This is a genomic window from Terriglobus roseus DSM 18391 (genome assembly GCF_000265425.1).
Taxonomy (GTDB): Bacteria; Acidobacteriota; Terriglobia; order Terriglobales; family Acidobacteriaceae; genus Terriglobus; species Terriglobus roseus.
In genome coordinates this window covers 2290144-2305582 of record NC_018014.1, presented here as the reverse complement: position 1 = coordinate 2305582, position 15439 = coordinate 2290144, and the positions used below count along the sequence as shown (strand labels likewise).

Here is a 15439-nt window from a genome sequence, read left to right as displayed (position 1 = left end):
GGGTTGAACCCGCTGTAGAGCTGTGCGGCATACGACTTAGGGTCGAGGAGAAAAGATGGCGAAGCGTCGTGGAAACCCGAATTGGGGCAAGCCGGAGCCGATTGGACCGGTAGTGCCGACCGTCACATCGTTCGAACTGGTAGTGAAGGAATACAAGCTGACCCCGGACCAGTACATCCGGTCGACGCGTCTTCGTGAGTGGGCGCGCCGCAATAAGAACTCGAAGTACATCCCGGAGGCGCTGCTCGAGGCCTGGGGTTTCGAAATCGAGTCCACGCTGTAAGCAGCGTGTCGGCAAGTCAGCATGGCCCCGCTTCCGGCGGGGCCATTGTTTTGTCCAGAAGCCAGCGTTTGTTCTGAGGCTTCTGTCGCATCATGATCATCCAAATCCGGGAGATACACTCTAGACCTATGCCTGAGAGCCCTTTCATCGACGTTCCGGAGGCGCTGCGGCAGTTTGCCGCGGGCCGCATGATTGTGGTGGTCGATGACGAAGACCGCGAAAACGAGGGCGATCTGACGCTCGCCGCTGAATTCACCACGCCTGAAGCCATCAACTTCATGGCAAAGTACGGCCGCGGCCTGATCTGCCTAACGCTCACCGAGGAACGCGCGGACTACCTGCGTCTCTCGCCCATGGCCGCTGAGAACACCTCGCGCTTCGGCACCGCATTCACCGAGAGTATTGAGGCTCGCGAGGGTGTCTCCACGGGCATCAGCGCTGCGGACCGCGCGCACACCATCCTGACTGCAGTTACCGCCGGCAAAACAGCCGCAGACCTGGCGCGGCCCGGCCACGTCTTCCCGCTGCGTGCGCGCAAAGGTGGCGTGCTCGTACGTGCAGGACAAACTGAAGCTTCTGTAGATCTTGCTCGCATGAGCGGCCTGATCCCTGCCGGTGTGATCTGCGAGATCATGAATGACGACGGCAGCATGGCGCGCGTGCCGGACCTGATCGAATTCTGCAAGACCCATGACATGGGAATGCTGACCGTGGCGGAACTGATCCGCTACCGCCTGCAACACGAGCGCTATATCCACCGCGAAGCCGAAACGGTGTTGAATACACCCTGGGGTGAGTTCCGAACCATCGCCTACGCGAGCGATGTCGAAGAGGGCGAAAGCCACCTTGCCATGGTGATGGGTGATGTCAGCGACATGGGCGGCGCAGATCCCGTGCTCGTGCGTGTCCACACACACTGTCTCGCCGGCGGCATCTTCTGTCACGATGGCTGCGAGTGCCGTCAGAGCGTCGAAAACGCCATGCGCCTGATCGCCGAACACGGCCGCGGCGCCCTGGTCTATCTACATAACGGCAGCCGAGGCTTCGGGATCGATCGCACTACGACCCCGCCGCGCATGGTGATGCACCGCGATGCCGCGATGCGAGCCAGTTCGAAGGATCAGTCCCAGACGCTGCGTCACACCGGCATCGGCGGTCAGATCCTCTCGGACCTTGGCATCCATCGCATCCGCCTGCTCGTCTCGCGCCCCACGCACGTGCCCGCGCTCCAGGGTTTTGGCATCGAGATCGTCGAGCAGGTCGCCATGGCGCCCGCACGCATTTCCTAAGCGGCCTGCTAGGGCTGTCTACCGCGGTGTGATCACAAGCGTGAGTGTCACGCTCTTCGGCGCAGTCACGCCATCCACCGGTGTCGCTGTGACGTGGAAGGTGTATGTGCCAGTGGCAGCATAGCGAATACGCCGGTCCACACTGCTGCCGCAACCGCCACTGACCGGGGCGACCGCCAGCAAAAAGGTGAGCAGCGCAGCAAAGCGCCGCTGCCTCAGACCAAGCAGCAGGAGCAATGCCGGTGGCGTGCACAGCAACACGTCCCGCAGTCCGAGAGGGCTTGGTGCTCCGATCGCTGCGGATACGGCTGAAAGAGTAGAGATGGTCGCAGAGGAAGCCTGCGCGCCTCCTCCCAACGTCACCGAGGCGGGCAATAACGAGCACGCGGTGTAGTCAGCAGGCTTCTCCGCCATGCAGGTCAGCGCCACGTCGCCGGTAAAGCCATTGGACGGTGTGACGTTTAGAGCGTAGGTCGCCGGAAGGCCCGCCTGCACTGTTACGGACGCGGTAGAACCTCCGTTCACGGTAAGCCCGATGTCGCCAGCCGGAGGATTGATGATCGTGCCGGTTTGTGTCCCCGTGCCGGTGAGTGGAATCGTGATGGGTGAGGCAGGATCGGTGCTTGCAACCGTCAGCGTCCCCGCATAAACGCCGGTGGCCGTCGGCGCAAACGTAACACTCACCGCACAAGAGGACGCAGCGTTAAGGCTCGTGATTCCGCAGGTACTGCTTACGCTGAAGCCCGGAGTCGCGCGAAAACTCAGACCATCCACCGTCAAAGCGCTGGTATTGCGCAGCGTGACCGATTGCGTTGCCGTCGTGCCAACCAGGACACTCGCAAACGCCAGCGAGTCAGGGGTAATACTGAGCTGCGGCCTGGTTCCCACGCCAGACAAATCCACCGCCAGCGGCAGGGGAGTCGCCGAAGTAGCGACCGACAGTGTTCCGCGAAGGGTCGCGGCAGTCGACGGCGTGAACATAACAGCAATGGTGCAACTGGTACCCGCGCCTACGGTGCCGCCGCTACTCGGGCACGCATTGGTTGCGGTCGTGGCGGTCGCCAGGGCGAAGTTGCCTCCAGTCGTGATGAGGGAGCCGATCGCAAGGGAAGTGCTGCCGGTATTCGTCAGCGTCGCCATCTGCGACGCGCTGCGGCCAACCAGGACACGTCCAAAGTCGAGAGCGAGCGGGGCGAGCGTCACCGATGCCGGCGAGCCCATGCCGAGCAGTGACACAAGTTCCAGCGACGTGCTGGCATCGCTCTGAATCTCCAGCGATCCAACCGTCGGCCCAGAAGTCTGAGGCTGGTAGGTGACGGCAATGGAGCAGGACGCGCCTGCGATCAAGGCGCCGCAGCCATTCGAGGCCTGGAAGCCGCTGCTGGTGACAACTCCAGTCACATGCACGGTAGCCGTTCCGGTACTGGTCAGTCGCACAGACTGCGGCACAGACGCTGTGCCTGCAGCGGACGAGCCGAAAGTGAGCGACCCCTGCGATGTTGTGAAAGCCGCCAGTGGAGCTGTGTTCGAAGGTACGCTGACGACCGCCGCCTTTGCCTGGCCGAGCAGGTCGAGGAACAGCGGCGCATTCGCGGCATCGCTCTCGATGGTTAGAGTTCCTGTGTCGATCTGCGGCACGGTAATGTCCGCTGACGACGCGACCTGGTAGAGCGGGGTATATCTCACGCTTACGGAACAGCTCTGTCCGGGCAGCAAAGGTGCGCCGCAATCGGTCGTCGAGAGGAAAGGGAGCTCAGACTGCACTCGCCGAACGGTGACCGCAGTGCCCGCTGCGGAAGTCAGCGGATTGGTGAAGGTCAGCGTCTGCGAGGCGCTGAGGCCCGAGGTGACGCTCCCAAAAGTCAGCACGCCCGCGATCGAAAGGTTCCCCGTTACGGCAAGGGAGGCATTGCCCGCGCCATAGCCCTCCAGATAGGCAAGACCATTGCGTGTGGCTGATCCGTCCGACGGGGTGCCCTGCACAAAGACGGTGCCGGTCGCGTCGCCGCCGCTCACGGGGGTGTACTGCACCGTCAGATCACAACCGGCATTCGGCGCCAGCCCTCCGCATGAATCGCCGGTAACGGCAAACTGGCGCGGCGCGCTGACGGTGAGTGATAGCGCGCTCGACGTGAGGTTGTTTACATGGAGCACACGCGTCCCGGCGGGCGCGCCGGTGGCGGCCGATCCGAAATTTACCGAGGCATGCTCGCCCGGAATGATCTGGATGCCAGCAGACTCCGCCGGAAACTGCCCGGCAAGCGCAATGCTGTAGTTCGCCGTCATGGGCACGCCCGAGGGTGCCGTCGTAATCGGGATCGTCAGCGTGCCACTACTGAGGCCGCTACCGGGCGTATACGTCACCGTTTCCGTGCAACTACCGCCTGCAGCCAACGCGCCGCAGTTTGTGGCAACGGCAAAGTGGGGATCGCTGCTCGTCGCGGACCCCACCGTCGCAGTGGAGGCGCTCGTATTGGTAACGGTAATGACTTGCGTCGTCGCAGACGTGCCGGGAACGTTGTCGAAGCGAAGCTCGCCCGGCGTGAAGGCTACCCCAGGATCACCCGAGCCTGTCCCTCTAAGTCCTGCGGTCATGCTCGCGCTGGCAGTCGTAACCGTCAGCGATCCTAAGCGCGTACCGACCGCAATCGGAGTAAACCGAAGAGCGGCAAAACAACTTGCGTAAGCGGGCAGCACGCTTCCGCCGGAACAGTCGGCTCCACCCGTGACCTCTCCCGTCACGGCAAAGTCGCCGGTCGCCTGGAACCCGGTCACGACGACACTTCCACCCGTGGCGTTCGTCAACTGAAAGATTGTCGAAGCCGTGGAGGTATGCACCGGCACCGCTCCAAAATCCTGCGCCAGCGGTGTAAGAACAAGACCCATCAACGGCGACCCGTTACCCGCAACCACCAGAGTCATCGGCTTGCCACCAGCCGTCGATGCCAGCGTGACCGTGCCGAGATGCGTGCCGACCGTCGTCGGCAGAAACCGCACGCCAAGATAGCAGCTCAGACACGATCCGGTGACCGTACTCCCGAAGGCGCTGGGCGCAGGCTGACCATGTCCAAAGCCGGTATCTTCCACCAGCACTGCGGTGAAGTTCGGATCGGCAGAAGCAGCGGTCATCGATACGAACGAATGCGAAACCTTCAGCCACTGAACGGACGGCGTATTGAGGGGGATATCCCCAAAACTGAGGCCATCGTTCTGCGGCAGAATGGCCGTCGCATCGCCCGACATCGAGATGTAAGCAGGCCCAGCCGACCCGGCAGTCACTGCCAGCAACCCGCCGCGCTGACCCGCAGCCGACGGTGTGAACGACATCACCACATTGCAACTGGCGCCGCCTGCCAGCATGGCCCCGCAGTCCGTCGCAAAGCGAAAGTCACCCGTCGCCACCAGGGATAGAGCAAATGCAGCGCCACCAATATTTCCGACGGTGACGGTGTGCGTCTCGGACGATACGGTCGTGACAGTCACCGCATCGTTGAAGAGGACGGTTGTCTCGGACAGTGTCAGATTTGGATTCGCGGTTGAGCCATTGATCGAGGGCTGCGGCAGAGTTTCACCCAGCACCGCCACCTGTGCTGCGTCCACGGTAAGTGTCAGCGCGTCGCTCGACGGTGCAGCGTCCGAGTTATAACCCAGTGCGATCCGGCAGACCGTCCGAGGCTGCAGCTTCGCCGGGCATTCATCCGTCACTGTGAACGCCGGGTTCGTCGACGCAACGGCCGCATGGCTCTGCGGAGCATCGCTGCTGTTCGTCAGGTAGACGTAACGCGGAGGCCGCAGTCCCCCGATGTACTGTCGGCCGAAGTCCACCGTGGTCGCCGACAGGGCCGTCGCTGCCGCCTGCACATAGCCGGTCAGCAGCACATCCTCAGAGCCGATCGTCCAGCGCGCATTCACCGCCCCGTCGTTGGTGGCATCGGCACTCGCCGTCAGTCCTAGCGTGATGCTGCACGACCCGCCGCCCGCCAGCACTTTGCTGACACCATCGCCCGCTGGTGTGCAGGTGCTCGCCGTTTCCGCCAATGTGTAGCCCGCAGCGCCGTTGCCGCTCTTTTGCGAAACGAAGGTCCGTGTCGAACTTCCCAGATTCCGCACCGTAAGCGTTCGTATCGTTACGGCGGATGCAGCCGTCTGGATACCGAAATCCAGCTCGCGCGGAAGTACTGTTAGGCCACTCGAAGTGACCGCAGAGACAGGCAACTGCGTCGTAAACGCAGCACTGTTCGTCGCCTGTACGGTGACCGATCCCGGCCCGGCTCCGGTCAGAAACAGGCTGCACTCGCCTGCGGGATTCAAAGTGCTGCCGCAACTGCTCTCGACGCCAAAGCCGTTCGCCACTACGGACACGCCGGTTGCAGCCGCTGTCCCGACATTCCGCAGCGTCAACCTTGGCAGGTCATCGACCGAAAGTGCAAGGCTCGGCGCAAGAGCATCCGGTGCCAGCTTCACGAGAGAACCCGCACTCCCGCTGCAGGTACTGCCGTCGCAGGAGGCAAGCGGTAGAGCGTCGCGAACGGTCGAAGGCAACGCAGCATTCGGCGCCCCGGTCAGAGGTAGGTCATAGGTCTCGGTTGCTAGCAGTTCGGAACTTAGCGTGGGACTGACGGACCCTGCCAACGCCACCGAACCATCCGCTGTAACGACCACTCCGGTCGCCAACGCAGGCATGCTTGCGTAGCCGCTGTTCGTCACAGGCAGGCCACCGAAGCGGGCAGCACGATCCACGCGACCGGCGCTGTTCACCCGGAAGGCGAGCGCGCTTCCCATGGACTCCACCGGCGCCAACGGCAGCAGCGGCACCGAGGTTGCATTCTGCGATGAGATAAACACCCACGCCGACCCGGCAGTACCAGGCGCAATTACCGATTCAAAGCCCGGAGCGAGCAGCGTCGCACTCATGACGGACGAGCCATCCAGCGCGATGCGTGCCGCCGACTGGTAGTCCAGTGAAGGAGCAAACGGTGCCTGCACGGCCGTCATTGGAAGCAGACCCGGCGCAATGTTCCCCGAGATCAGGATCGACCCGCTGCCGCCCGTATCCACCGCCACTGCACTCAGACCGCCGCCCGGCACAAAGGTTGAGAACAGAAAGCCGTCCCCGGCCACATTCAGTTTCGTCAGAAAGCCTGCAGCATTTACGCCTGCATTGGCACGAAAGGTCGGCACCAATGCCGCCGTCGTCGGATAGCCGGTGGCACTCGTAACGCCCGCAACATAAGCGTTGCCCGCGTCATCGACCGCGATCGCCGTGGGAGAGGTGTCACCATTCGCCCCGGTCAGATACGTTGCGTACAGAAGCGCTCCTGAAGTCGCCGAGAAGCTTTCCACAAAGCCGTTGCCACCACTGCCCGGCGCAGTCGTCTGCTGGATGCCGCCGGACGTGACCGGCAGCGTCGACGCAAAGATCGAACCCGTCAGGTACACGGATGTCGTCGTCGCGGCGATGCCGCTCACGGCCAGCCTGCCACTGCCGCAAAAGGTCAACCACTCCTCGGCGAGCGACGAGGTAAAGCGCGCAATAAAACTATTGGTCGATGTGTCCGCGCGATTGGGAAACGCTGTCCCGGCTGTGCCGGTCACCGATCCCAGGGAGTTCGACGTGCCTGCAACATAGACGAAGCCCGCGCTGTCCACATCCAGCGCGATGCCGGTATCACCGGCCTGGCCCACCAGTGTCTGCGCCAGCATCTGCGTTCCCGCCGCATTGAACTTCATCAGCCGGACGCCGTCGCGGGCGTCGAAGAGCGTGTACAAGTATCCCGCAGCGTCCTGCTTCAGACCATGAAACGCGCCCGCGTGATTCAGAGACCGCAGCCCTGCCAGCGTCACCTGCTGCGCGGGCAGCAGACTCGCCACGCCCAGCAGCAGCGCGGCGCAGAAGGCCATCTTGGATTTTCCAGGAAACAGACACATGCGCAGGATTGTTTGCCGGGCCCTGGTCGGGCTCGTCCTATTTATCCACGCAAAGGACCAAAACCCGTGTCCTGTTCTGCTACTTGTACCCAAATAGGTGATGAGGCGGTGTCCCGAAAAGGGAAGCCGCTCATCTCACCACCGGGTAACTAGGGTGTCGTCGACGCGATCGGACGCAACAACTCGCCGAATCCACGGTGCTTCATCTCCGCGATAAAGCTTTCAAAGTCCTTGTAGACGATGGCCTGCATGCCGAACGCGATGGCAGCCTCTGTGTTCTCAGGCTTGTCGTCGACGAACAGGATCTTTGCGGGCTCCACGCCAAGACCTTTGGCGGATGCCTCATAGATCGCAGGGTCCGGCTTGCGCAGACTCAGCGCATGCGACCACACCGTGTGATGGAACCGGCCGATCCAGTCAAACCGCGCGGACAGTCCCTCCGCCATGCGGTCGCCCATGTTCGACAGGATGCCCGTGCGCACTCCCGCATCATGCAGCCGCAGTACCCACTGCACCATGGGCTCGTTCAGCCCGCCCCACAGGCGCACATCGCCATCGTTCATCGCGCGCAACTGTTCTTCGGAGTAGGTCGCGCCGACACTCGCACCGATCCCGCTCCAGAAAGCTTCGCCGGTCAGGACGCCCGCGTCATAATCATCGCGGCGCAGCCAGTACTCGCGCTCCAGGTCAGCTTCCGTTAGACCGCTCATGCCGGCAAGCTCGCTCCACACGCGCGGGATTCGCGGTGCGCTCAGCACCATGCCGTAGTCGAACAACACTGCATCGATAGGGGAGGACATCGGTCGATTGTAACCAACCTCCGTTACCCGCAGGTTGCGTAGCATGGGTCTATGCGGTTCGCCTCACGCAGCGATTTCGGAGACGCAGCTTCGCCCTATGGCGAGGCACTCGCCGCTGCGCGCACCAATCCCGGCTTCGTCGACCTTACGGTTTCGAACCCCACACGTTGCGGATTCGACTATCCCGTTGCTATCGCGACAGCGCTCGGAGATGCAACTGTTCTCCACTACAGTGCAGACCCGCGCGGCATCCACACCGCCCGCACCTCGATCGCGGAGCTCTACGCCGAAAACTACGGTGCCCAGGTCAGTCCCGAGAACATCCTGCTCACCGCGAGCACCAGCGAAGCCTACGGCTACCTTCTGCGGCTCTTCTGCGAACCCGGCGATGCGATCCTCGTGCCATCGCCAAGCTATCCTCTCTTCGACCTGCTGGCGCGCCTGCATGATGTCGAGCTAATCCCGTACCCGCTCGTCTATCACGACGGTTGGCAGATCGACCCTGCTTCGCTCGCCGCCGCGGTCACGCCGCGTACCCGCGCCATCGTTGCTATCCATCCCAACAATCCCACCGGACACTTCTGCAGCCCGGCCGACCGCGACGCACTCTTCGCCACCGCGCTCGAGCACGGCCTGCCGCTCATCCTCGACGAGGTCTTCCTCGACTACACACTCGAGTCTGCCTCGCAGCCCAGCTTCGCCTCGCTCCAGCCTCCCGTGCTAACTTTTGTCCTCGGTGGCCTCAGCAAGCTGCTTGCCCTGCCGCAGATGAAGCTGGCCTGGACCGTCGTCTGCGGACCGCCCTCTGAAACCGCCATCGCGATGGAGCGACTCGAGATCATCGCCGACACCTTCCTCTCCATCGCCACACCACCCCAGGTCGCGCTGCCAAAGTGGCTCGTCCTGCGTGAGGCAATGCAGTCGCAAATTCAGGCACGTGTCTCGAGCAATCTGCGCGCGCTCGACCTCGCGATCGCCGGCACATCCGTCTCACGGCTCAAGGTAGAGGGGGGCTGGGCCGTGGTTCTGCGCATACCCGCCAACGACGACGACAGGGCCGTCGCGATCCGGCTGCTGCAGGAAGAGGGAATCGCAGCCCATCCCGGATCTCTCTACGGCTTCCCGTCCCGCGGATGGCTCGTCCTGAGTCTGCTGACGCCCACAGAGGCCTTCCGCGACGGTGTACAGCGACTCACCGCCGCGGTCGCCTGACAGATTCACTTAGTTCAGTCGGCAGCCAACATACTGTGCCTTTACATCGGAGCTCTCGCGGAAGAGCGACACAAAGGCGTCATAGCCCGCATTGTGGGCGCGCTTCGCGTCCTGCCCGGCGGGTTCCGTGTGCGTTGTAAGTGCCTCCGTCGCAGACCATGCACCGGTGTTGGTATCCATCACGCGCAGGACGCTGATCTCATCGGTCGTGCCCTGTTGCTTGTACCACTTTGCCTGGGCCGCAACGGCTTCCAGAAACTTGTCCATCTTGCCGGGCTTGATGGTGGAGACACGGACGATCTCAGGTGTACCGGGGCAGGAGGGCATGGCCGGTTGCTGTGCGGCGGCGCTGAGCGAAGCAAAAGCGACTGTACTGCAAACCATCAAACTGGCGACGAGACGCATCGGGATTCTCCTGCCGCCCAGTCAACAGGAGTCTGCATGGTCCGTAAAGCTTTATTTCCATGAAAATCATCGACCCAGCACGCCTGTACTCTTGCTGCCGGTCCTGCATCGATACGGCAGGCAGATAACTTCCGCGGGCGCCGTGCGATCGCAAAGTAGGCGCAATCAGATTCACGGTAAGAAAACCGCCCCGTCTGCAGCATCGGTTTCATCGCATCCAAGCGGCATGGCCTTTCTCGATAGCATGCGTGAGCGGTATCCCTCCGCCGCAGAGGCACGCGAACGTTCCTGGGTCTTCGTGCCCTGTGACCGCCTGAACGATCGCATCGGTCCACTCGCAACAGATAGCGATGCCGGCATCATCCTCGTCGAATCGCATGCGAAGGGAAAGTCACGCCCCTACCACCACAAGAAGGTTCTCCTCGTCCTTTCGAATATGCGCCACTTCGCGCTCGAGCAGATCGAACGCGGCCGCCACGTGCTCTATCTGAACGGCCCCGAAAGCTACGGTGAGCAGTTATTCGCAGCGCAGCAACGCTTTAGACTTGGCTCCATCCTCTCGACCCGCGCAGCAGAACGCGAGCTTCGTAAAGACCTCGAACGCGGCTGCGCATCCGGCCTGCGGCTCGAAGATCGTCCGGACACGGCCTGGCTTTCAACCTCCGAGGACTGGCAGGAGGTCTTCGGGAAGGGCGCCTCACGCGGTCGCCAGTTCCTGATGGAGCGCTTCTACCGCTACATGCGACGGTCCACCGGCATCCTGATGGAAGACGGAAACTATGCAGGTGGCAAGCTCTCCTACGATGAGCAGAATCGCGAACCCTACCGCGGACAGATCACACCTCCACCTCGTCCCACCTTTGCACAGGACGCCATCACAATCGAATTGTTGGAGATGATGCAGCGGGTGAATCCGATTGCTTTCGGAAGTGCGGACGGCTTCGATCTTCCCGTCACGGAGGCCGATGCGAAGAGCGCCTGGAGCTTCGCACTCGACCGGCTACTGCCGTTCTTCGGTCCATGGGAAGACGCCATGAGCACACAGGAGCCGATGCTCTTTCACTCCGCGCTCTCCGCCCTCATGAACATCAGCCGCCTGCTGCCTCGCGAGATCATTGCAGACGTTGAGACCGCCTATCACCAGGGCAAGATTCCGCTTGCCAGTGCCGAAGGTTTCATCCGCCAGATCCTCGGTTGGCGAGAGTTCATGCGCCACATCCACGACACCACCGATGGCTTCCGCACACTGCCGCAGAGCCCCGACCCTCCTTCGAACCGCGAAGCACACGCCTACAGCGCCACCATCGTGCAAACCATTGATCCTGCCACGCCGGACCGCCCCGCAACACCCTCTGCGCTTGATGCCCATCTCCCCCTGCCGCCGGCCTACTGGGGCGATCGTTCGGGCATGCGCTGTCTGGACACCGTGGTCGCGCAGGTCCGCGATCAGGGCTGGTCGCACCACATCACCCGCCTTATGGTCCTGTCGAATCTCGCGGTACTCTGCGGCTTCTCACCGCGGGAACTGACGGACTGGTTCTGGGTCGCCTACATCGACGCTTACGACTGGGTCGTGGAGTCCAACGTCCTCGGCATGGCGACCTTCGCGGACGGCGGCCTGACTGCCACCAAGCCGTACGTCTCCGGTGCCGCGTACATCAACCGGATGAGCGACTACTGCGGCAAGTGCCCGCTTGATCCGAAGAAGGCGCTCGGTCCTGGGTCTTGCCCATTCACCGCGCTCTACTGGACCTTCCTTGAGCGTCATGCGGATCTGTTGCAGTCGAATCAACGGCTTCGCATGCCGTACATTGCGCTCGGCAAGAAGTCTGCCGCAGATCGAAAGGCATTGCGAGAGCGCGCGGAAGCTGCCGTCGCGCAGTTGGGCAGGGGAGAGATCGTCACCTAATTCGTACGGCTTTTCCAGAGGCTTCTACCACATCCCGCGCGGCCTAGAATCGATCCATGGCCGTTGATTTCACGCACCTGCATCTCCACACCGATTACAGCCTTCTGGACGGCGCCTGCGACGTCGATAAACTCGCCGCGCACATGAGCAAGCTGGGCCAGAAAGGCGCAGCCATGACCGACCATGGCAACATCTTCGGCGCGGTGCACTTTGCAGACGCCATGCAGAAGAAGGGCATCAAGCCCATCATCGGCTGCGAGCTTTACCTGTCGCAGACCGACGACCATCGCGAACGCAGCGGCGGTTACAACCACTTCCTGGTGCTGGCGGAGAACGACGCCGGCTATCGGAACCTGGTGCGTTTGACGAGTGAAGCGGCGGTGCATGGCTTCTATCGCAAGCCGCGCGTCTCGAAGGAGTTCCTGTCGAAGCACACGGAAGGCCTCATCGCTTTCAGCGGCTGCCTGGCGGGTGAGATCAACCAGCACCTGATGAAGGACAAGTACGAAGAGGCGAAGCGTAGTGCGGGCATGTTCCAGGACATGTTCGGCAAGGGCAACTTCTTCCTCGAGATTCAGGATCACGGGTTGGAGCCGGACAAGGGTGTCTGCGATCAGCTCTTCCGGATGGAGAAAGACCTCGACATTCCGCTGATCGCGACCAACGATTCGCACTATGTCGCTGCGGATGACAGCCGCGCACACGAGATCCTGCTCTGCGTACAGACGGCGGGTTCGATGAACGACCCGAACCGCTTCAAGTTCGATACGCAGGAGTTCTACATCAAGTCCGCGGAGGAGATGCACCGCACCTTCGCCGGCCACGAAGAAGTCTGCACACGCACCATGCAGTTCGTCGACCGCTGCAACGTGAAGTTGAAGAAGGTAGACGACCCGTTCCCGGCGTTCCCCGTGCCCGAGGGTATGTCCCTCGACGATTACTTTGAAGCTGTCTGCCGTGAAGGTCTGAAGAAGCGACTGAACACCGCGGTAACGCACCTGCGGTCGCGTGGTCTGCTGCGTTACGAGATTGACGCGTATGAAGCGCGTCTGCAGCGCGAACTGGATTGCATCAAGAGCATGAAGTTCCCCGGCTACTTCATGATCGTGTGGGACTTCATCCGGTACGCGAAGGAGCAGAACATCCCGGTTGGACCCGGCCGTGGATCGGCTGCGGGTTCGCTCGTCGCCTACGTCATGGAGATTACGGACGTCGACCCGCTGCAGAACGAGCTGCTCTTCGAGCGCTTCCTGAATCCTGAGCGCGTGTCGATGCCTGATATCGATATCGACTTCTGCATGAACCGCCGCGGCGAGGTCATCGACTACGTCAAGCGTAAGTATGGCGCAGACCAGGTTGCGCAAATCATCACCTTCAACACCATGGCTGCAAAGGCCGCCATCAAGGACGTCGGTCGCGCCCTCGAAATCCCCTATGGCGAAATCGATCGCATTGCGAAGATGATTCCTGCGACGATCGGCATCACGATCGCGGAGGCTTTGAAGGACTCGCCGCCGCTGGCCGCGGTGTACGAGACGAATCCGCAAATCCGCGAAGTCATCGACACTGCCATGCGTCTCGAGGGACTTGTGCGTGGCGCTGGCGTTCATGCTGCCGGTGTTGTGATTGCGCCGCAGCCGTTGACGGAGCTGGTGCCTGTCACGCTGACCAAGACTGATGATCTTGTTACGGCGTATGACATGAAGGCCGTCGAGAAGATGGGTCTGCTCAAGATGGACTTCCTTGGGCTAACCACGCTGACCGTCATCGACGATTGCCTCAAGCTCATCAAGCAGCACCAGGGCGTCACCATCGATATGTCGACCATCGATCTGGATGACCAGGTGACGTATGAGAAGGTCTTCCATCGTGCGCTGACTTCAGGTGTCTTCCAGTTTGAATCGGGCGGCATGCGCGACGTTCTTCGCCGGTACAAGCCCACCACCGTCGAAGACCTCACGGCACTCAACGCACTCTATCGCCCGGGCCCAATCCAGGGCGGCATGATTGATGACTTCATCGAACGTAAGTGGGGACGCCGCGCTGTCGAATACATGTTGCCGGACCTCGAAGGCCTGCTGAAGGAGACGCTCGGCGTCATCGTCTACCAGGAACAGGTCATGCAGATCTCCAGCGTCATTGCTGGATACTCACTCGGCGGTGCTGATCTTCTGCGCCGCGCCATGGGTAAAAAAGATCCCGCTGCCATGGAAGTGCAGCGTGAGTTGTTTATGGCCGGCGCAGCCGAACGCAAGCACCCCAAGGACAAGGCCGGCGCTCTCTTCGATCTCATCCTGCAGTTTGCGGGTTATGGCTTTAACAAGTCGCACTCGTCCGCATACGCGCTCCTCGCGTATCACACGGCATGGCTCAAGACGCACTATCCCGTCGAGTTCATGGCGGCGCTGCTGACCAGTGAAACCTCGAAGCCAGAGAATGTCGTGAAGTACATCGGCGAGTGCCGCGAGATGGGCATCACCGTGCTGCCGCCCGACGTGCAGATCTCTGACTCCAACTTCACACCCAGCAACGGCGGCATCCGCTTCGGCCTCGCTGCCATCAAGAACGTTGGCGGCAATGCCATCGACACGATCGTCGCCTCTCGGCGCAAACTGCAGGCAGAAGGGAAGCCGGGCTTCTCGTCCATGTGGGACTTCTGCGAGTCCGTCGAGCTGCGCCTGCTGAACAAGCGCGTCTTCGAATCGCTCATCAAGGCCGGAGCCATGGACAGCTTCGGACCACGCGCCCGCGTCTACAACGCAGTCGATAAGGCCATGGAACGCGCGCAGAAGTCACAGCGCGACGCCGCCAGCGGCCAGAGCGGCCTCTTCGGTCTCTTCGACGCTGGCCCAGCCGGCGGTGGACAGGCAGCCGCAGAGGACGAGCTGCCCCAGGTGCCCGAGTGGGACGAGCACACGCGTCTTCAGAACGAAAAGGAAGTCCTCGGCTTCTTCGTCAGCGGACACCCCATGGACAAGTACCGCGAGAAGCTCCGCAACATCAAGGGCGTCCTCGACACCGCAACCGCCTGCGAGATGAAGCCGGAACCGGTGGTCTTTCAGCGCGGCCAGCGCGAACCGCAGACCGAAATTCAAATCGCCGGCGTCATCTCCGCGCTCAAGGTCGCAAAGAGCAAACGCAGCGGCGAAATGTACGCCTCCGCCATCCTCGAAGATACCCACGGCAAGATCGACATCATTGCCTTTCCGAAGGACTACGAGAAGCTGCAGGAAGCGCTCAAGATTGACGTACCGGTACTCGTAAGTGGTTCGCTGCGCGGTGAAGAAGACTCCGCACCAAAGCTCTCCGTCACCAAGATCACAGCACTCGAAGATGTGAAGCTGCGCCTGCCCGAGGCCCTACGCATCAAAGTGCCACTGCACAATCCCGACGCCGCTCTGCTCGACAAGCTGCTCAGCATCTTCACAGCCAAGCCCGGCCCAGGCAAAGTGCTCCTCGACCTCGAAGAGCCCGGAGAGTTCTGTGCTGTCCTCGAACCCGTCGGCTTCAACGTCTGCGCCGACCGTCTCTTCATCGATCAGGTGGAAGGTCTCGTCGGTGCTGGTGGCGTCAAGGTCATCAACTAACGAAGAAGCGGCGAGTGATCGAATCT

Annotated in this window: 8 protein-coding genes; 5 read left to right on the top strand and 3 right to left on the bottom strand. The window is 61.9% G+C overall.

What is annotated here, in order from left to right:
- Window positions 1-55 precede the first annotated feature (55 nt).
- On the top strand, window positions 56-283 hold the full coding sequence (locus TERRO_RS09645) for a hypothetical protein (RefSeq protein ID WP_014785811.1): 228 nt from the start codon (window positions 56-58) through the stop codon (window positions 281-283).
- Window positions 284-411: 128 nt separating this feature from the next.
- Complete coding sequence (gene ribB / locus TERRO_RS09640; RefSeq protein WP_014785810.1) at window positions 412-1572, top strand: 3,4-dihydroxy-2-butanone-4-phosphate synthase; 1161 nt, start codon at window positions 412-414, stop codon at window positions 1570-1572.
- An 18-nt stretch (window positions 1573-1590) separates the two neighbouring features.
- Here the strand turns inward: ribB and TERRO_RS09635 are convergent, their stop codons facing one another.
- Both TERRO_RS09635 and TERRO_RS09630 read right to left on the bottom strand, forming a co-directional pair.
- Window positions 1591-7473, bottom strand: a complete 5883-nt coding sequence (locus tag TERRO_RS09635; RefSeq protein ID WP_014785809.1) for a choice-of-anchor D domain-containing protein — start codon at window positions 7471-7473, stop codon at window positions 1591-1593.
- 176 nt (window positions 7474-7649) lie between these two features.
- A complete protein-coding gene (locus TERRO_RS09630; RefSeq protein ID WP_014785808.1) occupies window positions 7650-8300 on the bottom strand; it encodes an HAD family hydrolase in 651 nt (216 codons plus the stop codon).
- A 51-nt stretch (window positions 8301-8351) separates the two neighbouring features.
- Here TERRO_RS09630 and TERRO_RS09625 point away from each other — a divergent pair, with 51 nt between their 5' ends.
- Window positions 8352-9512 carry a pyridoxal phosphate-dependent aminotransferase gene (locus TERRO_RS09625; RefSeq protein WP_014785807.1) on the top strand — a complete coding sequence of 387 codons (1161 nt, stop codon included), beginning with the start codon at window positions 8352-8354 and terminating at the stop codon, window positions 9510-9512.
- Between the two features lie 9 nt (window positions 9513-9521).
- Here TERRO_RS09625 and TERRO_RS09620 read toward each other — a convergent pair whose 3' ends face one another.
- Complete coding sequence (locus tag TERRO_RS09620) at window positions 9522-9917, bottom strand: hypothetical protein (RefSeq protein WP_014785806.1); 396 nt, start codon at window positions 9915-9917, stop codon at window positions 9522-9524.
- Between the two features lie 226 nt (window positions 9918-10143).
- Between TERRO_RS09620 and TERRO_RS09615 the strand changes: the two genes are divergently transcribed.
- Complete coding sequence (locus tag TERRO_RS09615) at window positions 10144-11826, top strand: cryptochrome/photolyase family protein (protein ID WP_014785805.1); 1683 nt, start codon at window positions 10144-10146, stop codon at window positions 11824-11826.
- 56 nt (window positions 11827-11882) lie between these two features.
- The gene (gene dnaE, locus TERRO_RS09610; RefSeq protein WP_014785804.1) at window positions 11883-15413 is read left to right on the top strand and encodes a DNA polymerase III subunit alpha; all 3531 of its coding nucleotides are present in this window, start codon (window positions 11883-11885) and stop codon (window positions 15411-15413) included.
- The last annotated feature ends 26 nt before the right edge of the window (window positions 15414-15439 follow it).